The following is a 25,886-nucleotide window of genomic DNA, read 5'->3' as shown; positions in this document are numbered from 1 at the left end:
AGCCTCGCGGGCTCGGCAGCGGCTACATCGCCCCCTGTCGTCAGGTCGCTAGCGGGCGTTTGCGCAGTTGTTCCAGCAGAGCCTGGAGTGGATGCTGCAGGCCCTGCCCCTCCTGGCGCTTGACCTGGCTGCGGCAGGAATAACCGTCGGCCAGCAGCCGGCCGCCCTGGCCGTGACGGGCCACCAGCGGCTGCCAGGACTGCTGGTAGATCACCTGCGAAGTCGCCAGGTTGCGGGCCTCGTGGCCGTAGGTACCGGACATGCCGCAGCAACCGCTGGCCAGCACTTGCAGCTTCAGGCCCATGCGCGCGAACACCTGTTGCCACAGGCCGATGCTGCCCGGCTCGTTGGTTTTCTCGGTGCAGTGCGCGAGGAACTGATAGGGCTCGGCCTCGGCGGTCGGGCTCGCTTCAGCCGACAGCTCAGGCAGCACCCGGGCCAGCCATTCCTGCGGCAGCAGCACTTCGGGCGCCTGAGCCGCCCCCAGGGTCTTGCGGTACTCCTGGCGGTAGACCAGGGTCATCGCCGGATCGAGCCCGACCAGGGGCACGCCGCTGGCTTGCAGCTTCAGCAGCGATTGCGCGTTGTAGCGCGCGGTCCGGGCAAAGGCGCCGAGGAAGCCCTGGACCTGCAAAGGCTTGCCGTTAGGCGCGAACGGCGCGAGGTAGATCTGCAAGCCCAGGCGCTCGATCAGCTCCAGCCACTCGGCCGCCAGCGGCGTCTCGAAGAACCGGGTAAAGGCGTCCTGCACCAGAATCACGCTACGTTCGCGCTGTTCGGCAGACAGCGCCGCCAGTTGCGCGGCGTTGGCCATGCGCACGTTGCGCCGGCGGCACACCGCCTGGAAATCCAGGGTGCTGAGCAACGGGCTGTCGACCATCCCCGCCAGGTGCTGGAGCGCCCGGCTCACCGGCGCCGCGCCGATCAGCGCGTTGTACAGCCGCGGCAGGCGCGCCAGATAGGGAACGCTGAACTCCAGGGAACCGATCAGGTAGTCCTTCAGCGGGCGCAGGTAACGGCCGTGGTACAGCTCGAGGAAGCGCGAGCGGAACTCCGGCACATTGACCTTGACCGGGCACTGCCCCGCGCAGGACTTGCACGCCAGGCAGCCGGCCATGGCGTCGTACACCTCATGGGAGAAGTCCTCGCGCCCGGCCAACCGCGCCGCGCTGTTATAGACGCGCCGGGCCAGGTTGGAAAGCCGCGCGCCACCGCCGTTCAGCACGTCCACCCCCTGCTCGCCCTGCAGGCGCAGCCACTCGCGGATCAGCGAGGCGCGGCCCTTGGGCGAATGAATGCGGTTGCGGGTGGCCTTCCACGACGGGCACATGGCGTCGTCCGGATCGAAGTTGTAACAGGCGCCGTTGCCGTTGCAATGCAGGGCGCTGTCGTAGCTCTGCCAGACGCGCTCGTCGATGGTGCGGTCGAGCTCGCCGCGCAGCACCACTTCGTCGACCCGGGTCAGGCGCGCCTCCGGCACCGAGGCCGGGGTGGCGATCTTGCCGGGGTTGAGCTGGTTGAACGGGTCGAACGCGGCCTTCAGGGCCTGCAGCGACGGGTAGAGCTCACCGAAATAGTCCGGCACGTACTGCGAGCGCAGGCCCTTGCCGTGCTCGCCCCATAACAGGCCGCCGTGCTTGTGGGTCAGCGCCGCCACCGCATCGGAGATCGGCCGGATCAACGCCGCCTGCTTGGGGTCCTTCATGTCAAGGATCGGCCGCACGTGCAGCACGCCGGCGTCGACATGGCCGAACATGCCGTATTGCAGGCCGTAGCCATCGAGCAGCGCACGGAACTCGAGGATGTAGTCCGCCAGGTTCTCCGGCGGCACCGCGGTGTCTTCGACAAAGGGCTGCGGCCGCGCCTCGCCCTGGACGTTGCCCAGCAGGCCCACCGCGCGCTTGCGCATGGCGTACACCTGGTTCACCGCCTGGGCGCCGATGGCCAGGGTATGGCCCAGGCGCAGCACCGAGTTGTCCTGTTGCAGGTGGCGGACGAAGGCGTCGACCCGCTGCTCCAGCTCTTCCTGGTCGTCGCCGCTGAACTCGATCAGGTTGATGCCCAGAGTCGGGGCGTCCGCCTGCTCGGGGAAATACCGCGCCACGCCATGCCAGACGATGTCCTGCATGGCCAGCATCAGCACCTTGGAATCCACCGTCTCGATCGACAGCGGCTTCAGCGCCATCAGCGCCTTGGCATCGCGCAGCGCATCCATGAAGCCGGCGTAGCGCACGTTGACCAGGATCGAGTGCCGGGGAATCGGCAGCACATTCAGCCGCGCCTCGACGATAAAGCCCAGGGAACCCTCGGAACCGCACAGCACGCTGTTGAGGTTGAAGCGCTCCGGACTCTCGCGCAGGTGCGCCAGGTCATAGCCGGTCAGGCAGCGATTGAGCTTGGGAAAGATCGCCTCGATCAGCTCGGCCTGGTGGTCGGCGATGTCCTGGGCACAGCGGTAGACCTCGCCGATGCGCCCGGGCTGCGCGGCCTCCTCGGTCAACTGGCGGTTGTCGATCGGCGCGCTGTCCAGGCGGCTGCCGCCCAGCAGCACGGTGCTCAGCGCCAATACGTGGTCGCGGGTCTTGCCATAGGTGCAGCTGCCCTGGCCGCTGGCGTCGGTGTTGATCATGCCGCCGACGGTGGCACGGTTGGAGGTCGACAGCTCCGGGGCGAAGAACAGGCCGTGGGGCTTGAGGGCGGCGTTGAGCTGGTCCTTGACCACCCCGCTCTGCACCCGCACCCAGCGTTCCTCGACGTTGATCTCGAGGATCTGGTTCATGTGCCGCGACAGGTCGACCACGATACCGTCGGTCAGCGACTGGCCGTTGGTGCCGGTGCCGCCGCCACGGGGAGTGAGCACCACCGCGCGGTGTTCCGGGCTCGCCGCCAGCCGCGCCAGGCGTTCCACGTCCGCGACATCCCGGGGGAAGACCGCGGCCTGCGGTAGCCGCTGGTAGATCGAGTTGTCGGTGGCCAGCACCGTGCGCAGGCCCAGGTCACGGGCGATCTCGCCACGAAAACCGTCGGCGGCCAGGGCGTCGAGGAAGCTTTGGTAGTGGGCCAGCGGGTCGCGTTCGGGGGCAAGCAGAGCAATCATCAAAAAGGCTTCCAGGCAGAGAAAAGGCGCAGCGGTGCATGCAAAACACGTATGCTTGCACGCAGCCCGAGGGGCGGTGGCCAGCCGAAAACGCCTATTTTCCTAGAGCCTTGCACCGTGGGCAAATGTATTTCATGTGCTTTTTTCATGAGTTTTATGAATGAACCCCAGACGTCTCACTCCGTCGATGTCGGTGCTGGTGGCTTTCGAGGCCGCGGCGCGGCATGGCAGCTTCACCAAGGCCGCCGAAGAACTGGCGCTGACCCAGAGCGCCGTCAGCCGCCAGGTCCAGGCCCTGGAGTCACTGCTGGAAGTGCCGCTGTTCAGCCGTGACGGCCGGCATATCGAGCTGACCGCCGCCGGCGCCCTGTATCACCACGAACTGGCCGCGGCCCTGGCACGGATCCGCAACGCCACCTTGCAGACCATCGCCCACAAGGCTGGCGGCGGCCCGTTGCACCTGGCGGTGCTGCCGACCTTCGGCTCGAAATGGCTGCTGCCGCGCATGCATGACTTTTACGCCAGCCACCCGGGCACCCTGGTGCATATCCATTCGCGGATCGTCACCAGCGACCTGTCGAAGGACACCGCCGACATGCACGCGATCATCTGCGCCGGCACCGGCCACTGGCCCGGCTACGAGGCCCATCGGCTGCTCTCGGAAAAGCTCACGGTGGTGGCCAGCCCCAAGGCCCTGCCCGAGCACGCTTCGATGTCCGTCGGCGACGTGGCCGGGCAGTTGCTGTTGAATGTGGTGTCGCGTCCCGATGCCTGGCCCGAATGGTTCGAGCAGAACGGCCTGCATCCGCGGGCGATGCGCATGGGCCCGGGGTTCGAGTTGACCGCGCACCTGATCCAGGCGGTGGTCGCCGGCATCGGCATCGGCCTGGTGCCGCGCATCCTGGTGCAGGACGAGATCCACAGCGGCGAGCTGGTGGCGCTGTTCGAGCCGGTGGACAGCGGCCGCGGCTATTACCTGGCCTACCCCAGCCGCTATCAGCACCTGCCGTCGTTGCAGGCGTTCAGCCGCTGGCTGCTGTCGATTCCCTTTCCCGACAGCTGACGGCGCCGCCGCCCGGTTCAGTCGTATTCCGCTTCCTCATGCTCGCCCAGCAACCGCCGCTGGCGCGCCGAGGCCGCCGCCAGCACCTCGGGGTTGAAACGCCAGTGCAGGTACGGCGAAAACTTCTGCGCCACCATGCGCCGGCCATAGTGCACCTGCAGCAGGTAGCGGATGCGTTCGGCGCTGCTGTTCTCGCTGCCGGCATGCCACAGTTCGCTGCGAAACATCAGCGCGTCGCCGGCCTGGCACAGCACGGCCTGGGCAGTTTGGCCATGCCAATATTCCTCGCCGGCCCGTGGCGGCCGCCCGGCTCGATGACTGCCCGGCACCACGCGGGTCGGGCACAGGTCCTGGTCGATATCGTCCAGGTACAGGTGGCAGGTGCAGATCTGCATCGGCAGCACGAAGGCCGGATCGCGGAGCAGGCTGCGGGGCAGCTGTAGCGCCAGGTAATCCAGATGCAACCCTATCCCCTGGAACCCCGGATGACAGCGCCAGGCGGTCTGGCCGATGACATGGCAATCGTCGCCCAGCGCCGCTTCGGCCAGCTCGATCACCCCCGGCAGATCGAGAAACGCCAGCCACAGCGGGTCGCGGTTGAACACGCATTTGTAGTGTTCGAGCAAGCCGCTGTAGTCCCAATGCTGGGGCTTGAGGCGGTCGATAGCGCGGCGCAGCAGCTGGATCTGCACCCCGTCGAGCACTCCGGGCAGCAGCACGAAACCCTCACTGTGCAATGCCCGCAGACGCTCGGCGGTCAGCGCTGGCGGGGGCTGGACGTGGGCCATGGCGGCTAGTCGATGGGGCCGATATTGATCAGCCGGTCACTGCCCAGCCCCGGCACCCTGGCCAGCACCCCGACCGGCGTGGCGGCGGAAAACTCGATGACATAGCCCATGCCGCTGCCGTCCTCTTCCATGGCCACCACCCAGCGCGCCACTTCGTCGGGGTTCAGGCTCAGCGCCCGCGCCACCCGGCGCTGACGGCGTTCCTCGAGCGTTTCGTCCAGGGAGTCGTCGTTCATCTGGCTCAACCTCCGGCGGATAGCAGCCCCTCCGGGCCTGGTGCGGCCCTTACAACGGCTGTGAAAATCATTGTGGGCAAAAGTTGAATCCCGCTCCGTGCGCCGTGACGAACGGCAGCTTTTAGCGCCAGAAACGGATCGCCGGTTTTATCGCCGGCCCACAAGCGAGTTTTCTTTCGAGCGTTTCAGAAAGGGCCTAAAGCGCCGCGCCAGGATGGCCCCCTAGCATGCGTGGCTTATCCAGAAGCCGGGGCCGCTCATGCATCTACTGATTTGCGCTTACTGACATGCGCTTGTTGAAAGCCTCCGACCGGCAGGCATGGAACGCGCACGATCCGTATTTCGCCGAAACCCAGGTGCGCATGGCGCTGCAACGCAACAGGTCAAGCCTTGAAGGGTTGGACGAGCTGTTGCGCGAGCACTACAGCATCCACAGCGACCGGGAGATTCTGGCCGCCGTCAGAAACGGCGACTGGGTGCTGGTCACCGACAGTTCCGCCGCCACAGCCAGCGGCAGCCTGCTCTGCCCCGCGCCCGAACCGCAGCCGGTCTACCTTCGGCAAGACCCGTGGCCCGATCCCGTTCCTCGCACCGACCTGGTCTTCGCCAAGTCCATCAGCAGCGCGCCCTGGGGCACCACCCAGGCCGGCAGCGCCAGCGAGCCCGCGGGCAATTTCGGCAAGACCATGCTGATGGCCTCCTCGGCCACCGAGGTCGGGCTCGGCAGGGTCGCCGGCGAACTGCTCCTCAGGAGCTTCGCCTGGTCAGTGCAGATGGCCGGCACCGCGGCCAGGACCGTCGGCGGCCCGGCGGGACAGGTGCTGCTCCTGGCCATGCCCCCGACCCGGCTCGGCTCGGCGACGACGCCTTCTACAGCGAAGAACAATTGCGCGAGCTGCGCGCCGCCACCACCCGGGTGCGCTTCCAGTTCCGCCGCGACAGCCAGGGCGCGCTGCACATCCACGGCATCCACACCAGCGCCCAGTCGGGCCAGGACAGCGTCCCGGTGATCAAGGCCCACTGGAACGCCGACAAAAACGCCATGCAGGCCCACCTCGGCACGCTCACCATCACCTGGACACCGCACAACGGCCCGGTGGTCACCGCCCCGACCCCCTACCCGGGGGTGACCGACGAACTGGCCAACCTCATGGTCCACCCCATCGCCGAAGGCGGCGACAGCCAACTCCAGGGCGCGCCCCTCGACGAGCTCAAGGTCGAAGACTGCATCATCACCTTCCCGATCGGCAGCGGCCTCCGCTCGCTGTACCTGGTCTTCGCCAAGCCCATGGTCAACCCACTGGAAGTCGGCCCGGCGAATGATCTTTCCAGTAGAAGCGCCAAGGATGGGTTGGATATTGATCACACACCATCGCAGAAGGCGTTGGAGACGTTTCTGAAATCCAACGTGCCGGATATACATGAAAACCACATGAAAGAAGCTCTACGAAAAGCCCCAAGTATCGCTATTCCTAGCGTGGTACATCAAAAGTACAGTGAGACGTACGGTGGCAGAAACAACAAGGCCCGCCAGGCAAAGGATGCTTCTGACCTTCGGACCACCGTAGACGCCAACCTTGATGCCATCAAACCCTTCTTGCAGGAAGAGGGCTTCACCGAAGAACAGATTGATACGGCACGCTCTGAGCTGCACAACCTCCATCGGAAACAAGGCTGGTATTGATATGAACGCAGCACTAATTGATGACTTGGTTAAGAGCCTTGGCCGTACCTATCCTGAAATGATCGCCTCCGGAATGTATCTCCCGGGTGGGTCACCAAAAGGCATCTTCGAGGACAGCGATACCATAGCCATGTCACCGGAGGCAGGTATCGAACTTGAGTTTTGGGCCAGTACCCAACGCTTTGAAGCCTTATATATTTCCTTGCTAAAGCGCTTCCCAGAACAGTCAACCTACAAGGGAAAACTGCCCTACCACCTCGAAACCAAGATGAATCAGAAATGGGTCAGATCCCATCACGGCGAACCTCTGGAGTCAGGAGCCCCCTACAGAATTCCGGTGCTGGGCATGACTGGCGGCTGGGATACTTATCGTTTTGCAGGTTTCCCCAAACATATCCATGTGCGGTTCAAGTACACCGTCGACATGGAAGTGGAAGGGATCGTGTTCAGGCTGAACGAAAAATCCCACCCTTAGTTTTACGGGGCACAGCTGGCACGAATATGAACGCCGCAATGATCGATGACCTGATTAAAAATATGGGGAGGACCTATTCCGAGTTGATCGCATCTGGAATGTATCTCCCTGGCGGGCCACCTAAAGGTATGTTCGAGGGCGATGAGACCTCGTTCATGTCACCTGCAGCCGGAGTAGATTTGGGCTTTTCAGGCACTCAGCTCTTTGACTCTCTCGCTATCTACTTGCATAAGACCTCCGACGACGACTCAGTTTACGAGAATGGATTGCCGTACCAGCTTCAACGTCGAATGAACCAAGCTTGGGTAAGGTCCCATTACGGAGAGCCTTTGGAGTCAAAAGCACCTTTCAAAATGCCGGTACTTGGAATGACTGGTGGCTGGGATACTTACCACCTTCCCGGCACGGCAAAAAACATTACAGCCGTATTCCAGTACAACACTGAAATGAACGTGGAAGGGATCGCCTTCAGACTAAACCAGGAACCCCTTCTCTGACCTCGATTCAATCCCCGCGAATATAGTGCTCCAACTGCCGAATCAGGTCCGCCTGCTCGACAATCGCTTCCTTCACCAGATCACCAATCGACAGCAAGCCAATCAGTTGCTCGCCTTCCAGCACCGGCAGGTGGCGCAGGTGGCTGTCGGTCATCACGGCCATGCAGCGTTCGATGCTGTGCTGGCTGTCGGCGGTGACCACGGGGGCGCTCATGATGGCGCGGACCGGGGTGCCTACCGATGAGCGGCCTTGCAGCACCACCTTGCGCGCATAGTCGCGTTCGCTGATGACGCCGACCACCTGCCCGGCTTCCATCACCGGCAATGCGCCGACGTTTTTCTGCGCCATCATCTGCAGTGCTTCGAGCACCATCTGGTCCGGGCCGATGCTGTGCACCTGGCGGTGTTCCACGGCCTTCAACTTCAGCAACTGAGCAGCGGTTTTCATGGGCGTCTCCGATACCTTGAGCAACAGGGGTTCCGGCCCCGCGCCACAAGGCGCGGAGTCAGGCATGGATCTGGGTTGCGCGCGGCTTAGCGCACGCCGATTTCCACCACGTCGCCACGCAGCCGCGCCGGCCAGGTGCGCAGGCGTTGCTCCGGGTATTCCAGGCAGGTGCCGTCGGCCAGGCGAAAGTGCTGCTTGTACAGGGGCGAGGCGATCACCAGCTCATCCTTGATGCAGCCCACCAGGCCGCGGCCGATCACGTTGGCGCCGGACTGCGGGTCGTGGTTGTCGATGGCGTAGAGGGTCTGCTGCGCGGCATCCGGCAGGTAGATCAGCGCCACCTGGGCGCCGTCGTGCCAGACCACCACGCCGCTGTGGCTAACCAGGTCCTGGCGGCTGCACACCGCCCGCCACTGCACGCCGGGCTGCTCGGCGAATTCACTTTCGATGCGTTGCGGGCTTGGCGACAGGCTCATCAGAGCACCTCCTCGGTGACAGGGATCAGGTTGAGTTCGGCGGCCATGATCGGCCGGCGCTGGCCGCGTTCCTCGACAAAATGAATGTCCGGGTCGGGGCGCTGGTCGTTGACGAAGGTGCGGAAGCGCTTGAGTTTTTCCGGGTCCTTGAGGGCGTTGGCCCATTCGCATTCGTAGCGGTCCACCACCAGCTGCATCTGCGCTTCCAGCTCGGCGCCCAGCCCCAGGCTGTCGTCGATCACCACCGCCTTGAGGTAATCCAGGCCGCCCTCCAGGCTTTCGCGCCACACCGAGGTGCGTTGCAGGCGGTCGGCGGTGCGGATGTAGAACATCAGGAAGCGGTCGATGTAACGGATCAGCGTCTGGTCGTCGAGGTCGGTGGCGAACAGCTCGGCGTGGCGCGGACGCATGCCGCCGTTGCCGCAGACGTACAGGTTCCAGCCGTTCTCGGTGGCGATCACGCCGACGTCCTTGCTCTGCGCCTCGGCGCATTCGCGGGTGCAGCCGGACACCGCGAACTTCAGCTTGTGCGGCGAGCGCAGGCCCTTGTAGCGGTCCTCGATCTCCAGGGCCATGCGCACGCTGTCCTGCACGCCGTAGCGGCACCAGGTGCTGCCCACGCAGGACTTCACGGTGCGGGTCGACTTGCCATAGGCATGCCCGGTCTCGAAACCGGCCGCGATCAGCTCGGCCCAGATATCCGGCAGCTGGTGCAACTGGGCACCGAACAGGTCGATGCGCTGGCCACCGGTAATCTTGGTGTAGAGCTCGTATTTCTTCGCCACCTGGCCGATCACGATCAGCTTGTCGGCGGTGATCTCGCCACCGGCGATGCGCGGCACCACCGAGTAAGTGCCGTTCTTCTGCATGTTGGCCATGAAGGTGTCGTTGGTGTCCTGCAGCGGCACCAGGGAGCGGTCCATGATCGGCTGGTTCCAGCACGAGGCGAGGATCGAGCCCACCGCCGGCTTGCAGATATCGCAGCCAACGTGGCCGCGGCCATGCTTGGCGAGCATCTCGTCGAAACTGAGGATGCCCTCGACCCGTACCAGCGCGTACAGCTCCTGGCGGGTATAGGCGAAGTGTTCGCACAGGCTCTTGTCGACGCTGACGCCGCGGGCGATCAGCTCATGCTCGAACACCTGCTTGAGCAGGCCGGCGCAACCGCCGCAACCGGTGCAGGCCTTGGTCCGGGCCTTGAGCTGGCCGAGCTCGGAACAGCCGCCGTCGATGGCCGAGCAGATCGCGCCCTTGGTCACGTTGTGGCAGGAGCAGACCGTGGCCGACTCGGGCAAGGCGCCCGGACCGAGGGTCGGCGCGCCGGCGCTGGACGGCAGGATCAGGCCGGCCGGCTCGGCGGGCAAGGCGATGCCGTTCTGCATGTATTGCAGCAAGGTGTCGTAGTAGCTGTTGTCGCCCACCAGCACCGCGCCGAGCACCTGCTTGCCGCTGGCATCCACCACCAGGCGCCGGTAGCTGGCCGTGGCCTCGTCGATGAACTGGTAGCTGCGCGCGCCCGGGGTCAGGCCCTGGGCGTCGCCGATGGAGCCGACATCGACCCCCAGCAGCTTGAGCTTGGTCGACATGTCCGCGCCCATGAAAGGCTCGCCCGGCTCGCCGCACAGCTGCGCGGCGACGCTGCGCGCCATCTGGTAACCCGGGGCCACCAGGCCGAAGAGGCTGCCGTTCCAGCTGGCGCACTCGCCGATCGCGTAAATGTGCGGGTCGCCACTCAGGCACTGGTTGTCCACCACCACGCCGCCGCGCGGGCCGATCTCCAGGGCGCAGTCGCGGGCCAGGGCATCCTGGGCACGAATCCCGGCAGAGAACACGATCAGGTCGGTTTCGAGGAAGTCGTCGCCGGCGAAGTTCATTCGGTAGCGGTACTGCTCGCCGGCGCCGATCGACTGGGTGCCCTTGCCCAGGTGCACGCCGACGCCCAGGGCTTCGATCCGCGCCTTCAACGCGCGACCGCCCTGCTCGTCCAGCTGCACCGGCATCAGCCGCGGGGCGAACTCCACCACATGGGCTTCCAGGCCCAGGCTCTTCAAGGCATTGGCCGCCTCCAGACCGAGCAGCCCGCCGCCCACCACCACGCCGCGCCGGGCATTGGCGGCCGCGGCGCGGATGGCGTCGAGGTCTTCCAGGGTGCGATAGACCAGGCGCGAATCGCCTGCGGCGCCGTCGATCGGCGGCACGAAGGGATAGGACCCGGTGGCCAGCACCAGCTTGTCGTAGTGCACCGGGCCGGCGGCGGTGATGACCTGGCGGTGCTCGCGGTCGATGCGCAGCACCGCCACCCCCAGGTGCAGGGTCAGGCCCGGGGCCTGGTACAGCGCGGCATCGCCCAGGGCCAGGGATTCGGCGTCGCGACCACTGAAATACTCGGACAGGTGCACCCGGTCGTAGGCGCGCATCGGCTCTTCGCTGAAGACGTGCAGGCGGTACTGCTCAAGCGCGCCGCGCGCCACCAGCTGTTCGACGCAATGATGTCCGACCATGCCGTTGCCGATCACGATCAGGGTTTTGTGTGTGTTCAAAGGGGCAACAATGGCATTCATAAATAGCACCCGACCCAAGCCAATCACGGTTTTTTTAAAGCAAAAAAAAGCGCCTGAAACCTCACGGTTCCAGGCGCCTTTGCCTGTTATTTGCGGTGTGCGATCGGGCTGCTGTGCCTGACTCACCGAGTGCCCATGGCCGGTTGGCCGATCGATCCGCGTTGACCGAGTGGGCGGCCCGCCCGCGACATGCGCGGTGGGGCGTTAGCGGCTGTCTTGCAGCCTTTGTGCCAGGCTGCGCCGCACGCCTTGAAAGGCCCTGCTGGCGGGCTTGCGCGGCAACTTTGCAAGGTTCCCGGAGAGCCTACCCTGGGCCAGGAATCGCCTTAGCCTGGTGCAAGGCCGGAGCCGCGAGCCTTATAAAAGTGCAAACCCGGCCGGTTCGCCGACGCGTCAGCGGGTGGCGGCCAGGCGCTGCAAGAATGCCGCGCGCCGCTCGCGGTCCTGCTCTTCCTTGGCCAGCAGCTGCGGCAACAGCGCCTCGGCCCGTTGCCGGTCGAGGATGAACACGCCGTCGTCGTCGCCGATGGCGATATCCCCCGGCTTGACTCGCACCCCGGCCACTTCGATGGGCAGGTTGACCTCCCCTTGCTCGCCGATGCCGCGGGTGGTGTAGGCGCTGACGCCACGGCTGAACACTGGCAGGCGATGCTCGCGCAAGGCGGCGACATCGGTGACCGCGCCCTCCACCACCACCCCGGCCAGGCCCTTGATCAACCCGGCCAGGGTGCGCAGTTCGCCCCAGCAGGCGCACTCCTGATCGCCCACGCACTGGATCACCAGCACATCCCCCGGTTCGCTGAGCAGCAGTGCGTCGCGTAGGATGGCGCCATCCGGGGCGAAGACCTTGACCGTGACCACATTGCCGAGCATGCGCAGGCCGTCGAACAGCGGGCGGATGCCGCGCAGGTAACCCTCATCGCCAAAGTGGCCGAGGGTCGAAGGCGCGATGCCGCGGTAATGCTCGAGCAAGGCGGCGCTGGCGTGGTGTTGGCGGGGAGCGATCATCGGCATTTCCTCGGACGCAGCAGCGGGCAGGTCGAGCAGTATTCGGCGGGCTCGGTGGCCTCGTAATAGAAGCAGCAGGTGCGGCGAAAGCGGATGCTCTTGCCCTCCTCCAGCTGCGTCGGCGGCCGACGGAAGTGCCGCAGCGGGTTGTAGTCCAGGCCGAACAGCGCTGGCGCGGCCTCTTGCAGCAGCCAGTCGAAGTCCGCCTCGTGGCGCAGGCGGATCAGCGGATCCTCGACCTTGCCCATGCGTTTTTCGTACAGCGAATAGACCCGCACCGCAGTGTTTTCCCAAAGGATGCGCCGGGAAATGCCGCTGACCCGATTGAAGGTCTGCCACAGCGGCGCCAGCAGCCCGGCGAACAGCGACTCGACAACGGAAGCGCGCCAGGCTTCGCGCTCACCCGCGGCATACGCCTGGGGCGGCCGGTCCGCCAGCGGCATCGACGACGTCCAGAGCCCGTCGTCGTGGCCGTACTCGATCACGCAATCGTCCAGGGACAGCAGCAGGCCCTGGTCGCACACCGACATGGCGTACAGGCAGGCGCCGGTGGCGAGGAAGGAAAAACGCTTGGCCAGCAGCGAGGCGGTGATCGCCCGGGTCGGCGAACCGATCACCGGCCCCAGCTGGTCGAGCAGCGCGATACAGGTTTCATCGTCGAGCAAGGCCCGGGCGCTGAGGGAGTGCTGGCGGTCGCGTTGGGCCATGGGTTTCAGGCGCAGCGGCCCGGATAGCACGCTCCAGTCTTGCGGGTTGAAGGCGGCTTGCAGATTCATTGCGGCAGTTCCCGGCCAAAGGGAATGCACAGCGGCGTGCCGAAAAACGGATCGGGGATGATCCGGCAGTTGAGGTCGAACACCTGCTTGACCAGTTCCTCGGTCAGGATCTCCTCGGGCCGGCCCTGGGCGAACGCGGTGCGCTGGTGCACCGCCACCATATGGTCGGCGTAGCGGCAGGCCAGGTTGAGGTCGTGCAGGACCATGACGATGGTCTTGTTCTCCTGGCGATTGAGTTCGCGCAGCAGGTCCAGCACTTCGATCTGGTGCGCCAGGTCGAGAAAGGTGGTGGGCTCGTCGAGCAGCACGATCTCGGTGTCCTGGGCCAGGGTCATGGCAATCCACACCCGCTGGCGCTGGCCGCCGGACAAGGCGTCCACCGGCCGCTCCGCCAGGGCCTGCACGCCGGTCTGCAACAGGGCGCGCTCGACCATGGCTTCGTCCTGGGCCGACCATTGCTGCATCCAGTTCTGGTAGGGATAACGCCCCAGGGCCACCAGCTGGCGCACGGTGATGCCTTCGGGGGCGCTGGGCATCTGCGGCAGGATCGCCAGTTCGCGCGCCACCGCCGCGGTGGATTTGCGCTGGATATCCTCGCCATTGAGGATCACCGAACCCTGCTGCGGCTTGAGCAGCCGCGCCAGGGATTTGAGCAGGGTGCTCTTGCCGCAGCCGTTGCTGCCGATCAGCACCGACACCTGGCCCGCCGGCAGTTGCAGGTCCAGCCCGTCGATAATCACCTGGCGCTGATAGCCCAGGGTCAGTTGCTGGGTTGCCATCGAGGACATCGGGAATTCCTTAGTGCCGCTGGTTGATCAAAAGATAAAGAAAGAACGGCGTGCCCAGCACCGCGACAAAGATCCCCGCCGGCAGGTCCAACGGCAGGAACAGGGTGCGCCCGATCAGGTCGGCGAGCATCACCAGGTTGGCGCCGACCAGCGCCGCCATCAGCGCCTGCCCGGCAAAGCCCGGGGCCACCAGGCGCTTGGCGATGTGCGGCGCGATCAGCCCGACAAAGGCAATCGCCCCGCCCCAGGCCACCGCCGCCCCGGCCAGGGCCACGCTGACCAGCAACAGGCCGGCGCGCAGCCACTGTACCCGCACGCCGATGCCCTGGGCCAAGGCATCGTCCAATTGTTGCACCCGCACCTGGCGCGCCAGCCACACCAGCAATGGCAGGATCGCCAGCAACCAGCCGCCCAGGGCCCGCGGCTCCGGCCAGCTGGCGCCGTAGACGCTGCCGGTGAGCCAGACATAGGCCGACAAGGTGGTGGTCAGCGGGCTGAACACCAGGACAAAGGTGGTCACCGCCGCCAGCAGCGCCGACACGCCGACGCCGATCAGCACCAGGCGCAGCGGCGAGGTGCCCTGCTTCCAGGCCAGCAGGTAAATGGCCAGGGCCGCCAGCCCGGCACCGAGCATCGCCGCCAGTGGCAAGAACTGCGGGCCCAGCAGCAGGGAAAAGAACGACAGGTACAGCACCGCCGCGGCACTGGCGCCGCTGGTGATGCCCAGCAGATCGGGGGACGCCAGCGGGTTGCGGATGATGCTCTGCAAAATCAGGCCGGACACCGCCAGCGCCGCGCCGACCAGGGCCGCCAGCAGCAGGCGCGGCAGGCGCAGTTGCTCGACGATGAACAGCAGCCGCGAATCGCCGCCGCGCCACAGCAGCTCCAGCACGGTCAGCGGCGACAGGTTGAGCTTGCCCAGGGACAAGGCGCCGAGCATCACCAGTGCCGTCGCCAGCACGGCCAGCAACAGCCGCCACAGGGTCGCCAGGTCGATGCGCCGCGAAAAGCCGGCGGTGCGCAGGGTCAGGGTGTTATTCATAACGACCTCCACGACGGGCCAGGAAAATAAAGAACGGCGCGCCGAACAACGCGGTCATCACCCCCACCGGCACCTCCTGCGGCAGAATCACCAGGCGCCCCAGGGTGTCGGCCAGCAACAGCAGGATCGCCCCCAGCACCGCGCACCCCGGCAGCAACCAGCGATGATCGATGGACAGCCCCTTGCGCACCATGTGCGGCACCAGCAGGCCGATGAAACCGATGCTGCCCGCCAGCGCCACCGCGCTACCCGCCAGGCCGATGATCAGCACGCTCATCAGCCAGCGAATCAACCCGGTGCGCTGCCCCAGGCCGATGGCGATGGCTTCGCCGGCGTTGAGCACATTGACCTGCCCGGCCAGCAGCAACGCGCCGAGCAAGGCCAGCAAGACGCCCACCAGCAGCGGCGCGGCCAGCGCCAGGTCGCGCTCGGACAACGACCCGGCGAGCCAGAACAGCACGGTGTCCAGCCCCTCCTCGTTGACCACCAGCAACGCCTGGCTGAAGGCGGAAAACAACGCGGTGATCGCCGCCCCCGCCAGGACGATGCGCAGCGGGTTGAGGCTGCCCTGTCCGCGATTGCCGATCAGCCACACCAGGCTGCCGGCCAGCGCGGCGCCGATAAAGGCGCACCACAGCCACTGGCTCATGGACGACAGGGCAAACAGCGACGAGCACAGGATGATCGCGAAGGTCGCCCCGGCATTCACCCCGAACAACCCCGGCGATGCCAGCGGGTTGCGGGTCAGCGCCTGCATCAGCGCCCCCGCCACCGCCAGGCTTGCACCCACGGCGACGGCCATCAGAGTGCGCGCCAAGCGACTGTTGAAGATCAACTGCTGGCCGGCGCTGAGGCTGTCCGGTTGCAGCAGGCCCTTGAGCAACTGCGACGGTTCGATCCAGGTCGCCCCGGCCGCCAGGCTCAGGCCAGCGCACAGCAGCAGGACGACCAGCGCCAGGCCAAGTTTCAGCCCACGGCTCATGAAGACGCCACCAGGCGGGCAATGTCGTCGAGCATCAGGTTGGCCCCGAGGATCCCTCCGGAGAAACTCCAGGCGATGCCATCGACCCGCCACACCTGCTGCTGTTGCACGGCGCGCAGCTGCTGCCAGAACGGGTAATGCACCAGCCGTTCATAGTTGTGCTGCACCGCCTGGCTGTCGCGCTGGAATACAAAAAACAGGTCGGCATCGACCACGGGCAAGTTCTCTTTGCTGGTGAGTTTGATATAGGTGCCCCGGGACTCGCGGGCGACCGGGTTCCAGGCGAAGCCCAGCTCCGTGAGCACCGAGCCGGCGAAACTGCTCGGCAGATAACTGCGGACATGGTCTTCACGCACATCCAGCACCGACACCGTGGGCGGCCAGCGCCCGGCGAAAGTCACCTGCAACTGCTCGCGCAAACGCGCCACCCGCTGCTGCCATTGCCCCAGCAGGCTGCTGGCCTGCTGCTGGCGGTTCAGGACCGCGCCCATCAGCGCCAGGGTGCGCTTGAACTCGAAGACTTCCTCGAGCATCAGCACCGTGCCCATGCGTTCGAGCAGCGGCGCGATGCGCTGGTGGCGAAAACGCGAGGCGACAATCACGTCCGGCTCCAGCAGCACGATGTCCTCAAGGCTGGGCTGGGTTTCCAGGCCGACATGAGGAACCTTCGCCAGCGCCGGGCGCAAATAACGGAAGGTCGGCTTTTCGCTCGAAGACTCCACCACGCCGCAGGGCGTCACGCCCAGCGCCACGGCGCTGTCGGTGGCGCCCTGGAACAGGGTGACCAGGCGCAGCGGTTCGGCGCGGGCGATCTGCGGCAATGCCAGCAACCCCAGGGACAGGCGCAACAGCGTGCGCCTGCAAGGATGGATCAGCGGGTCAGGCATCGGGAGCCAGCCGCTGGAACGGGTTGACCACTTCGCCCTTGCCGAACGGCATGCTGCCCGGGCCACCGGCGCGTTCGATCATCGGCGTCAGCAGCAGCTTCTGCGGCCAGCGCGGCGCTTCGAACAGCTGGCGCTTGATCATCGCCCGGGCCTCGTCGTCGAAGTCGATGCTCTGCAGCAGCCCGTCCAATACCTGGCGCAAGGCGCTCCACAATGCAGTGGCCGGCACGGCGTAGACCTGGGCCAGGGTGTCGATGATCGCCCGCACGTTGACCTGGATCGCCAGGGTCTGCAGCCAAAACAGCAGGTCTTCGGGACGCTGGTGGTACAGGGTATTGGCGTGGCCCTTCTTGATCCGGTACTCCGGGTCGGCCATGCCGTTGCGCTCCAGCCACGGCACGAAGATGCGCAGCGAATCGTGGTCGCGCAGCAGCAGGCCCTGGGCCTGGCCGGCCTTCCACACCAGCACCGCGTTCTGCCCGTGCACCTCGCCGAGCATGCCCAGGCGGAACATTCGCAGGTTGACGTCGAAGAAGCGCTGGCACAGCTCGCTGAACAGGGTCAGCACCGAAGCCTGGGTCGCTGGCAGTTCGCGGTACTGCATCCACTCATCGAAGAAGTGCCGGTTGCTGCCGGGCAATGGCGTGCCCAGGGCGGCCATCGGCAGCAGGCGGCAGTCCGGGTCGTCGAGCAAGGCTTGCGGGTAACCGCGGACCATCGCCGACAGGTGCCGCGGCGCCTCGTCGAACAGGGTCGCCTGGGGCGGCATGAAGGCCCACCACTTGCTCTCGTCGCACAGGTGCAGGCTCTGCTCCAGCACCGGATCGAGGCGCCGCACCTGATGCAGCAGCGCCTCGCTGAGGCCGCCGTTGATCATCTTCACCGCCGGCAGGTAGCGCGAGGCGCCCAGGGAATAGATGGCCATCGGCAGCTTGAGGTAGTCGGCGCTGGCGAAACAGGGGGTCATCGAGCGCAGCGACGAGGTGGCGAAGACCGTGGCCTCGCTGAAGTCCAGGCGCTGGCAGTCGCCACGGGCGAAGGCATCGCCCAGCTGCGTCGGCAATATGTGCTCGAACTGCCACGGGTGCACCGGCAAGGCCACATGGCTGTCGCCAATGCCGCGCTCGCGCAGCTCCCCGGCCAGGTGTTCCTGCAAGGTTTCGGGCAACAGGTAGCGCGCCGGGTAGACCTGTTCCAGGTCCGCCACGCCCTCGCCGCCTTGCAACAGGCTCTTGTGCACCGCCACCCAGTTCAACGCCACCGGCCGGGCGAACTCGGCCTGGTACTGCTGGTATTCAGCCTGCAGCAAGCCCTGCTTGGCCTTGGCCAGCGGGTGGTACGGACGATCGCGCAGCGAAGCCCACTGCTCCATGGTGCGGAAAAAGGTCGCGCCGTCCTGGGCCATCAGGCCCTGGTGGTCAACCCGGTGCTCCAGGGACAAGGCCGTCTGCCAGACGCTGATATGCAGCACTTCGAGAAACAGCGTCAGGCCCTTCTCGTTGTCCTGGAAACGCGGGCCCATGCCGGTGAACACCCGGCGCATGAAGTCCACCGGGCCCAGCGCCGTCCAGCGCTGCTCCTGGCGGGCCAGAACCTGCGTGCCCGGGACCTTCTCCCACTGCTGGGTGATGCCCGGGCGCAGGGCGATGCTGATAAAGCGCTGTTCCTGGGCGTCGCAGCACCATTCCCAGACCCGCTGCCGGGCATCCGCGCCTTCAAGGGTTGGGGCTTCGAGGGCTGGCGCTTCTGGATGGGCCTGGCGCCATTGGCTGGCGGTCAGCAGCGGCAAGGGTTCGCGGCCAAAGAAGTCTTCGGCGAGCAGGCAATCGATCAGGTCCTGCATCACCAGCTCGGCGGCCATGGTTGTGAAGTTCATCGGATTATTTTCCTTCTAGAGAAAGGGTGGCCAACCTGGCCTGGAGAGCACGAAAGGCAATGCCGCGTTCGTCGCCGAGGACAAAGGCCCGGACCCCGCGCTCGCGCCAGCGTCCCAGGTCGCCCTGCTGTCGGGGAATGGCGCAATACGGCACGCCGGCATGGTCCGCCGCCTGCCAGCTGTCGAGCAGGGCCTGCTGGACCGCCGGCTGGTCGATCTGCCAGGGCATGCCGAGGGATTGCGAGAGATCGGCCGCGCCTTCGAGGATCATGTCCAGGCCCGGCACCGCAGCGATCTGCGCGGCGTTGCGCACGCCGGCGGCGCTTTCGATCATCGCCACCAGCATGATCTGCTCGTTGGCCTGCCCCACGTACTGCGCCAGGCTGTGCTTGCCGAAACTGCCGGGGCGCCCGGCGTTGAGGCTGCGCTGGCCCAGCGGGTGGTATTTGCAGGCGGCAATCGCCGTCTGCAACTGCCCAGCGGACTCGATCATAGGCAGCACGATGCCCTGGGCGCCGCCGTCGAGCAGGCGCAGCATTGTCTTGGGGTTGAGGTCGGCGACCCGCACCAGCGGCGTCAGCTCGTAGGCTTCGGCGGTGCGGATCATGTGCTCGACGGTTTCCGGGTTGATCAGCACGTGTTCCATGTCGATGATCACGAAGTCGAACCCGGCCTCGGCGATCAGCTCGATGGCCGCCGGCGCCGGAATCGAGCTGATCAGCCCGTACACCGTTTGCCCGGCCGCCAGTTTGCGTTTCAGCTGGTTGCTTCTCAGCATGCTTGCGGCCTGTAGGCATGGAGTGGATTGGGCACCGACTTGAAGCGCCGCTCACCGTCGCCCAGCAGGCGGCGCTTGGTCAGCTCTTCGACCTCGTAGCTCGGCGCGAACACGTCGAACAGGCCGAAACGGTCGCGGTGCTGCGGATGGGCGTCCTGGTAGTCGAGGATTACCTCGGCGGTCATTTGCCAGAACTGGCCTTCGTCGAGCTGGTAGTGCTGGCGCAGGAAGATCGCCATTTCCGCCAGGCAGATAAAGAAGAAGCAGTCGCAGGAGAAATCCCGTACCGCGTTGACATCGTCGGTGAGGATGAAGGAGTTGCGATTGAGCTTGGCGTGGCTGGCCGGCAGCGGCACCAACTCCGGGCACAGCTCGGGGCGCGCCAGGTGCGCCGGCGAGTAGCGCACGCCGTCGTGGAAGTCCTTGAGGGCGATGCGCTGCGGCCAGCCCTGCTTGACGATCAGCACGATGTTCTGGCCGTGGGATTCCATGCCGATGCCTTCGGCGTAGAGCATGTGGATGATCGGCGGCACCGTCACCTGCAGCAGCTGGCGGGTCCAGGCCTGCAGGCCGTACTGGCGGATCCAGGCGTCGATGAACGGCTGCTGCGGCCCAGTGCCGTAGCGGTTCTCCACATGGCTCAGGCCGTTGAACGGCACCGCCTGCTCGTCCGCCTTGAGGTACTGATGGAGGCTTTCGCGCCAGATCGCCCCCAGGGTGCCGTAGGCCTGGGGACTGCGGGACTCAGGCAGGTGCTGGTAGTCGAAGCTGACCCCGGCCACCTCGCCGAGGATCACGAAATCCAGCTGGCGCGCGGTGCTGTCGCTGGCGATCAGCTGTTGCAGCCAGTCGGTGATGATCGGCCCGTTCAGCACCGTGTGCCGCGCCAGGATGCGCGTGCTGGAGGTGTTGGTCATGCTCATGGCCAGCTTGACGTACGGCCGCTTCTTGGCCGTGGCGTTGGCCAGGGTGCGGATCGACTGCTGGGCCTTGTACTGGTCATCCGAGGTGCCGAGGTAGATCAGCTCGCCGCTGAGCAGCTCCGGGTAGAAGGTCGAGACAATCTGGTTTTCCCACTGCCATGGGTGCACCGGCAGCAGCTGGTAGTCGTCCAGCGCCCGGCCCTGGCTGGCCAGTTGCTGCTCGACCTGCCGCCAGCGCTCGGCGCCCAGTTCCTGGCGGATAAAGGCCGGGAAGTCGAGTTTCCGCGAATGGTTGAGCGAAGCCCGGTTGCGCGCGACCGCCAGCCACACCACGGCGATCGGCGTGGCGAACTCCGGGCCGTAGGCCTGGTTGTCCGCCAGGGAAAAGCCGATGCGCGACTTGTAGCACGGGTGGTAGCTGTGGGCGTCCATGAAGTGCTGCTCCAGGGCGTCCACGTCCAGCTGGTGGGCCGGCTTTTCGGCCTGGTAGCCCTGGCTGCGCGCTTGCAGATCCTTGAGCTGGGTCTGCTCCAGTTCCTGGATGAAACGCCCCAGGTGCGGGCTGTCCTGGTAGTCGCCGAGCAGCTCGGCCAGGGCCTGGTGCAGGTCCGGCACGCTGCGCTGGCCACGGCTGTCGAGGCGTTCGAGGCTGGCGGAATCGAGGCGGATCAAATCGAAGCTGGCGCTGAGCAGGCCGTTGCAATGGTACTCCACCCGCTGCTGCTGGCCGTCGATGCCGAGCACCACGAAACGGCGCTGGCCGCTGTCATGGCCGTGCGGGCCGCCCTCCAGCGGCTGGCTGTCGAACGGCAGCACGCCTTCATACAGCAGGGTCTGCAACAGCTGGCCAACCACCCGCTGCTGGACTTTTTCGTCGATACGCCCATCCACCGTGGCCAGCCAGGCACCGGGACCGGAGGGCTGGCTTGAGGTTGTCGAGATTGCAGTCGCCATATTCATACCTTGTGCGAAGAAGGGTTAACGGTGTTCGAGCGCGCCGGGCACAGCCTCGGCGGTCTCGTCGGAAAGGGGAAAACGCCAGGCGCAGGGCAACGCCAGCAGGATCAGCAGGCCGGTGACCACGAACACCTCGCTGATGGCGGACGACATGCCCGCCTGGGCCTGCACGCCGCCATCGACCAGGCGGAACTCCAGCCACAGCGAGGCGATGACAATGCCCAGGGACGACACCAGGCGCCGCGAGATGTTGTTCATCGCCGCGCCCTGGGTGACCATCGGCTCGGGCAAGGCATTCAGCCCGGCGGTGGTCACCGGCATGTAGGACAGGCCCAGGCCGGCGCCGCGCAGCATCATCAGCGCGAACACCAGGCCGATCGCCGCATTGGCCGGGAGCAGGCCCAGGGCCAGGGTCGACAGTCCGGTCAGCAGCAGGCCGATGGACACGACAAGACGCGGCCCGTGGCGATCCAGGGCGCTGCCGCCCATGCGCCCGAACAGGCTGGCGAACACCGCCGTGCAGAGCAGCGCCAGGCCGGTCCAGATGGCGCTGTAACCGAGCACCGTCTGTACCAGCAACGGCAGCAGCACCAGGCACTCGAACATGCCCACCGACTGCACCACGGCGATGATCACGCTCAGGCGGTAACCGCGCAGGGCGAAGATCCGCAGGTTGAGCAGCGGCGCCTCGCGGCGCAGCTCCAGACGGACAAAGGCCACCAGGCACAGCACCGCCACCAGCAGCATCAGCAGGTTCAACGGGTCCAGCAGCCCGGCGGCGTGGTGCAGGCGGCTGATGGCGACCATCAGCAGACCGATGCCCGAGGCGATCAGCAGGTAGCCGGCCAGGTCGAACGGCTTGCGCTCGGCCGGCTCGGAAGGCGGCAGTATCGCGAGGCCCATCAGCAGCGCAACGACGCCGATCGGCACGTTCATCAAAAACAGCGAGCGCCAGCTGAACCACTCCAGCAGCAGGCTGCCGCACAGCGGGCCCACCGCCGGCGCCAGCATCACCGCCGCGCCCCACAGGCCGGTGACCCGGCCGCGCTCGTCCTTGGCGTACACCGCGAAGATGATCGCCAGGGACAGCGGGATCATCAGCCCGCTGGCGATCCCCTGCACCACCCGCGCGGCGATCACCAGGGCGATGGAATCGGCCAGGGCACCGAGCAGCGAACCGCCGATAAACAGCGCCACGCCCCACAGGTACAGGCGTCGCCGGCCCAGGCGCTGGCTGAGGAAACTGGTCAGCGGCATGGTCATGCCCATGCTGGTCATGAACGCCGCGACTATCCAGGTGGCCATCAGCGGGCCAATGGCGAACGCTTGCATGAACGCCGGCAGCGCCGGGTTCAGCGAGCTGTTGTTGAGGCTGACGGTCATAGTGCCGAGCAGCACGTTGACCACCACCCAAGCGCGCGGTGCCTTGAAACTCACAGACCGGCTCCTTCGAGCAATTCACCCTGGCGCAGGAAGTGCTGCGCCGGCCGTGGATGGCAGAGGAAGTCGGCGTGGGAAATGTTGTAGCCATAGGCCCCGGCCATCGGCAGCACCAGCAGGTCGCCGACGCTGACGCCCTTGAGCGGCTGGGCTCGGCTCAGCACATCCTTGGGCGTGCACAGCTGGCCGACCACGGTCCAGGCCTGCTCCGCGCTGTGCGCCGGCTGCGGCGTGCGCGGCAGGTGAATCAACGGGTGGTCGTGGCTCTGCGCCGCGGGCAGGCGGAACTGGTGGGTGCCGCCGCGGCACACCAGGAAGTGCTCGCCGTGGCTGGTCTTGGTGTCCAGCACCTCGATCACGTAGTAACCGCAAAAAGCACTGATAAACCGCCCCGGCTCGAAGCGCAGGATCGGTGCCTGAGCACCCTGCTCCGCCAGCCGGCGTTCCAGGTAGCGGCACAGGCGCTGCCAGTCGAACTGCTGGCCGCTGAGGTAGTCGACGCCGATGCCGCCGCCGACATTCAGGTGGGTCAGTTGCTCGGGGTGCGCCGCCAGGGCCTTCCACAGCGGCCAGCGTTGCAGATAGAAATCCAGCAACTGCTCATGGCGCTCCACCGACTGCTGGTGGGACATGGCGTGCACATGGAAACCCTTGAGGCGCAGATGGCTGGCGCGGTCGACCCGCCGCACGGCCTCGGCCAGTTCCGCCTCGTCGATGCCGAACGGCGTGGCGGTGCCGGCCATGGCCAGCCGGCTCGACTGGTTCTGCGGCAACTGCGGGTTGATGCGGATGAATACCGGCTGCACCCGCCCGGCTTCTTCGGCCAGGCGTTGCAGGCGCTCGATCTCGTTGAGGCTTTCCAGGTGCACCGCTTCCACCTGATGGGCCAGGGCCGCGCGCAGGTCGGAATCGAGCTTGCCCGGGCCGGAAAACACATAGGGCTTGCGGGTCGGACAGGCCACCACCCGCTCGATCTCGCCACCCGAGGAAATCTCGAAACCACTGACCAGCGGGGCCAGCGCCGCCAGCACTGGCGCCTCGCTGTTGGCCTTGATCGCGTAATACAGCTCGACCCCGGCCGGCAACGCCGCCATCACCTGGCGCACATGGGCCTGCAAGGCGTCCAGGTCGTAGATAAAGGCCGCCAGCGGGTCGGCACTGCCGGCCCGGGCCTGGTCGATGGCGCGCAGGACCGCCTGGGACAACTCAGCCATAACGGGCCTCCTCGCTCCACGGCGAACTCAGGCTGACGTAGCCGGCCTGACGGTCGGCCTTGGCGGCCAGGCGCACCTTGAGGTTGGTCTTGCAGGCGATCGGCTGGCCGGCGATCAGCGCGTCCAGCTCCGGCGCCGGGCGTACCAGTTCGTCACGGATGCGCCGCAGCTGCTGCTCGACCCGTTGCCACATCAGCGGTGCCAGGTGCGGGCGTTCCCAACTCAGGGCCAGCACCGCTTCCGACAGGTTGTTGATCAGCAGGCAGTAAGTAATGCGGCTCCAGCCCTGCTCGCGGGAATACAGCAATGACTGGCGCACCCGCGGGTGCAGGCCGACCTCGATCTGCGCCATGCCCAGTTCGTCGGTGAGCTTGACCCCCTCGAAGTCCCGCAGCAGCAACTGTCGCGGCTGGCCCTGGTCGTGGATCAGCACAGTGTTCTGCAGGTGCGGCTCCATCACCACGCCGTGGTTGAAGAACAGCGCCAGCACCGGCCGCAGCAGCAACGCCTGATACTGGTCGAACCAGTCCACCAGTTGCTCGTCCGCCAGTTCGCTGGCGTTGAAGCCTTGCAGGAAGTCATGCACCAGCGGCCGCGAATGGATGTCGCGGGCAAACAGGGTGCCGGCCATCACGCTGCGCTCGGCGCCGGCGCGGCGGCAGAAGTTCTCCCGCAGGATCGCCCCGGTCTGTTCGCGAAACCAGTGGGCGTCGGCTTCGCTGGCCTGGGCCGGGGCCCAGCTCATGGAACCCGGCTCGGCCACCGCCGACAGCCCGCCGAGGGTTTCGGCCTGGGTCCGCTGCAGGCGCTGGAACAGCTGGTCGATGATCAGCGTGCTTTCCAGCTCGTACCAGGCGTTCTTACGCACGCAATTGGTGATGCGCACGTTCAGCGAGCCCTTGATGAAAAAGTCGTGGTCCTCGATGTACCAGGTGCGCATCGAGGCCGTCGGGCTGGCGAGCGGCCCAGTCGGCCCGTGGTCGATCACCTCGCCCAGCTCCAGCAAGCGCTGCACGCGGCGGTCCTGCATGAACAGCTCGGCCTGCACCGGGTGCATGCAGATCATCGCGTGCCCCGGGCGCGCCCGGCCCTGGTCGGCGAAACCGGCCATCACCTGCTCTTCGCTGAGGCCGCTGGCGGTCACCCGCAGGCCCTGGCGCGGCACCTCGAACAGGTGCAGCGCGGTCTCGGCCTGGAATTCCGGGGCGTAGGTTTCCTGGGCCAGGTGCGCCGGCCACAGCCGCGCCTTGGGCGCCGGATGGTTGGGGTGGCCGAACCACAGGCCCTGCTCGCTGGCCAGGTAGCCGCTCAGCGGCGCCGGGCCCTGGCCGTCCATGTTGTGGGCGACGATGGCGGCGGTCAGCGACTGGCTTTGCAGCACCTGGTCCAGCAGCTCGTCGTTGCTGGCCCGGGTCATGTGCTCGCAGGCACCGAGCAGTTGCTCGACGAACTCGGCAAAGGCCAGGCAGCGCCAGGTCTCGCCTGCTTCGCGCCGGGCATACACGTCCGACAGGTAACGGTGGCTGCCCAGGTGGTCGCGGCGGTCGACCATGACGAAGAACTGCTGCCGGTTGGGCAGGTCGATGGTCAGCGGGATGCCCTTCCATTCCAGGCCGTCCAGGTAACTGCCGGGGGCGATGCCCTGCATCTGTGTCGGCCAGCTGTAACTGAGGCAGTTTTCCGGCAAGGCGAACTCTTTGATCAGGCAATTGAGCAAGGCGCGAGTGGTCGCCAGCTCACTGACCATCTTCGATAAAACATGCTTTGATAAAACATCGCGATCTGAATAATTCATACATGCTCCACAGTAGCCCGTGCGGTCACTGGCTGCGTACTGTCGCGGCAAATGGTTAGTTGCTCTTCGGCCGTACCGAATGCCGACAGATACCC

At 66.2% G+C, this 25,886-nt stretch carries 23 protein-coding genes; 5 read left to right on the top strand and 18 right to left on the bottom strand.

Annotated features, from left to right (window positions below; all coding sequences use genetic code 11):
• Window positions 1–40 precede the first annotated feature (40 nt).
• Window positions 41–3,097, bottom strand: coding sequence for a D-2-hydroxyglutarate dehydrogenase YdiJ (gene ydiJ, locus PMI20_RS15040; protein WP_007925464.1), 3,057 nt, complete (start codon window positions 3,095–3,097; stop codon window positions 41–43).
• Window positions 3,098–3,257: 160 nt separating this feature from the next.
• Between ydiJ and PMI20_RS15035 the strand changes: the two genes are divergently transcribed.
• Complete coding sequence (locus PMI20_RS15035) at window positions 3,258–4,160, top strand: LysR substrate-binding domain-containing protein (RefSeq protein ID WP_007925463.1); 903 nt, start codon at window positions 3,258–3,260, stop codon at window positions 4,158–4,160.
• Between the two features lie 17 nt (window positions 4,161–4,177).
• Here the strand turns inward: PMI20_RS15035 and PMI20_RS15030 are convergent, their stop codons facing one another.
• Together PMI20_RS15030 and PMI20_RS15025 are read right to left on the bottom strand one after the other, a co-directional pair.
• Window positions 4,178–4,948: a phytanoyl-CoA dioxygenase family protein gene (locus PMI20_RS15030; protein ID WP_007925462.1), complete on the bottom strand. Its 771-nt coding sequence runs from the start codon at window positions 4,946–4,948 to the stop codon at window positions 4,178–4,180.
• 5 nt (window positions 4,949–4,953) lie between these two features.
• Complete coding sequence (locus tag PMI20_RS15025) at window positions 4,954–5,184, bottom strand: hypothetical protein (RefSeq protein ID WP_007925461.1); 231 nt, start codon at window positions 5,182–5,184, stop codon at window positions 4,954–4,956.
• A 293-nt stretch (window positions 5,185–5,477) separates the two neighbouring features.
• Between PMI20_RS15025 and PMI20_RS15020 the strand changes: the two genes are divergently transcribed.
• The 4 genes from PMI20_RS15020 to PMI20_RS15005 are packed head-to-tail and all read left to right on the top strand — an operon-like array spanning window position 5,478 to window position 7,840.
• Window positions 5,478–6,194, top strand: coding sequence for a hypothetical protein (locus tag PMI20_RS15020; protein ID WP_238543423.1), 717 nt, complete (start codon window positions 5,478–5,480; stop codon window positions 6,192–6,194).
• Window positions 6,080–6,868, top strand: a complete 789-nt coding sequence (locus PMI20_RS15015; protein ID WP_238543426.1) for an S-type pyocin domain-containing protein — start codon at window positions 6,080–6,082, stop codon at window positions 6,866–6,868. The genes PMI20_RS15020 and PMI20_RS15015 overlap by 115 nt, the downstream gene beginning before the upstream one ends.
• Before the next feature lies 1 nt (window position 6,869).
• Window positions 6,870–7,343 carry a DUF6392 family protein gene (locus PMI20_RS15010; RefSeq protein ID WP_007925457.1) on the top strand — a complete coding sequence of 158 codons (474 nt, stop codon included), beginning with the start codon at window positions 6,870–6,872 and terminating at the stop codon, window positions 7,341–7,343.
• A 26-nt stretch (window positions 7,344–7,369) separates the two neighbouring features.
• The gene (locus tag PMI20_RS15005) at window positions 7,370–7,840 is read left to right on the top strand and encodes a DUF6392 family protein (protein WP_037034599.1); all 471 of its coding nucleotides are present in this window, start codon (window positions 7,370–7,372) and stop codon (window positions 7,838–7,840) included.
• A 7-nt stretch (window positions 7,841–7,847) separates the two neighbouring features.
• On the opposite strand, the gene PMI20_RS15000 is transcribed toward PMI20_RS15005, so the two are convergent.
• The 15 genes from PMI20_RS15000 to PMI20_RS14930 form a co-directional block, all read right to left on the bottom strand.
• Window positions 7,848–8,288, bottom strand: coding sequence for a CBS domain-containing protein (locus PMI20_RS15000; RefSeq protein ID WP_007925455.1), 441 nt, complete (start codon window positions 8,286–8,288; stop codon window positions 7,848–7,850).
• 86 nt (window positions 8,289–8,374) lie between these two features.
• Window positions 8,375–8,764, bottom strand: a complete 390-nt coding sequence (gene nirD, locus PMI20_RS14995) for a nitrite reductase small subunit NirD (protein ID WP_007925447.1) — start codon at window positions 8,762–8,764, stop codon at window positions 8,375–8,377.
• Window positions 8,764–11,325: a nitrite reductase large subunit NirB gene (gene nirB / locus PMI20_RS14990; RefSeq protein ID WP_007925445.1), complete on the bottom strand. Its 2,562-nt coding sequence runs from the start codon at window positions 11,323–11,325 to the stop codon at window positions 8,764–8,766. The genes nirD and nirB overlap by 1 nt, the downstream gene beginning before the upstream one ends.
• Before the next feature lie 393 nt (window positions 11,326–11,718).
• Entirely contained in the window at window positions 11,719–12,333 is a 615-nt protein-coding gene (locus PMI20_RS14985) for an RraA family protein (protein WP_007925444.1), read from the bottom strand.
• A complete protein-coding gene (locus tag PMI20_RS14980) occupies window positions 12,330–13,109 on the bottom strand; it encodes an IucA/IucC family C-terminal-domain containing protein (protein WP_007925443.1) in 780 nt (259 codons plus the stop codon). The genes PMI20_RS14985 and PMI20_RS14980 overlap by 4 nt, the downstream gene beginning before the upstream one ends.
• Window positions 13,106–13,897, bottom strand: coding sequence for an ABC transporter ATP-binding protein (locus PMI20_RS14975; RefSeq protein ID WP_007925442.1), 792 nt, complete (start codon window positions 13,895–13,897; stop codon window positions 13,106–13,108). Before PMI20_RS14975 ends, PMI20_RS14980 begins: the two co-directional genes overlap by 4 nt.
• A 10-nt stretch (window positions 13,898–13,907) precedes the next feature.
• Window positions 13,908–14,939 carry a FecCD family ABC transporter permease gene (locus tag PMI20_RS14970; RefSeq protein WP_007925441.1) on the bottom strand — a complete coding sequence of 344 codons (1,032 nt, stop codon included), beginning with the start codon at window positions 14,937–14,939 and terminating at the stop codon, window positions 13,908–13,910.
• The gene (locus PMI20_RS14965; protein ID WP_007925440.1) at window positions 14,932–15,921 is read right to left on the bottom strand and encodes a FecCD family ABC transporter permease; all 990 of its coding nucleotides are present in this window, start codon (window positions 15,919–15,921) and stop codon (window positions 14,932–14,934) included. The genes PMI20_RS14970 and PMI20_RS14965 overlap by 8 nt, the downstream gene beginning before the upstream one ends.
• Window positions 15,918–16,808 carry an ABC transporter substrate-binding protein gene (locus PMI20_RS14960; RefSeq protein ID WP_037034594.1) on the bottom strand — a complete coding sequence of 297 codons (891 nt, stop codon included), beginning with the start codon at window positions 16,806–16,808 and terminating at the stop codon, window positions 15,918–15,920. Before PMI20_RS14960 ends, PMI20_RS14965 begins: the two co-directional genes overlap by 4 nt.
• Window positions 16,801–18,684, bottom strand: a complete 1,884-nt coding sequence (locus tag PMI20_RS14955; protein ID WP_007925438.1) for an IucA/IucC family protein — start codon at window positions 18,682–18,684, stop codon at window positions 16,801–16,803. Before PMI20_RS14955 ends, PMI20_RS14960 begins: the two co-directional genes overlap by 8 nt.
• Before the next feature lie 4 nt (window positions 18,685–18,688).
• Window positions 18,689–19,462, bottom strand: coding sequence for an HpcH/HpaI aldolase family protein (locus PMI20_RS14950; protein WP_007925436.1), 774 nt, complete (start codon window positions 19,460–19,462; stop codon window positions 18,689–18,691).
• On the bottom strand, window positions 19,456–21,345 hold the full coding sequence (locus PMI20_RS14945) for an IucA/IucC family protein (RefSeq protein WP_177323791.1): 1,890 nt from the start codon (window positions 21,343–21,345) through the stop codon (window positions 19,456–19,458). Before PMI20_RS14945 ends, PMI20_RS14950 begins: the two co-directional genes overlap by 7 nt.
• An 18-nt stretch (window positions 21,346–21,363) precedes the next feature.
• The gene (locus PMI20_RS14940) at window positions 21,364–22,779 is read right to left on the bottom strand and encodes a DHA2 family efflux MFS transporter permease subunit (protein WP_007925432.1); all 1,416 of its coding nucleotides are present in this window, start codon (window positions 22,777–22,779) and stop codon (window positions 21,364–21,366) included.
• The gene (locus tag PMI20_RS14935) at window positions 22,776–23,996 is read right to left on the bottom strand and encodes a type III PLP-dependent enzyme (protein WP_007925430.1); all 1,221 of its coding nucleotides are present in this window, start codon (window positions 23,994–23,996) and stop codon (window positions 22,776–22,778) included. Before PMI20_RS14935 ends, PMI20_RS14940 begins: the two co-directional genes overlap by 4 nt.
• Window positions 23,989–25,791, bottom strand: coding sequence for an IucA/IucC family protein (locus PMI20_RS14930; RefSeq protein ID WP_007925427.1), 1,803 nt, complete (start codon window positions 25,789–25,791; stop codon window positions 23,989–23,991). Before PMI20_RS14930 ends, PMI20_RS14935 begins: the two co-directional genes overlap by 8 nt.
• Window positions 25,792–25,886: the final 95 nt, after the last annotated feature.

The sequence above is a fragment of the Pseudomonas sp. GM17 genome (genome assembly GCF_000282175.2).
GTDB classification, from domain to species: Bacteria; Pseudomonadota; Gammaproteobacteria; order Pseudomonadales; family Pseudomonadaceae; genus Aquipseudomonas; species Aquipseudomonas chlororaphis.
Note: the sequence above shows the minus strand (reverse complement) of the source record. Positions and strands in the feature narration are given on the sequence as shown.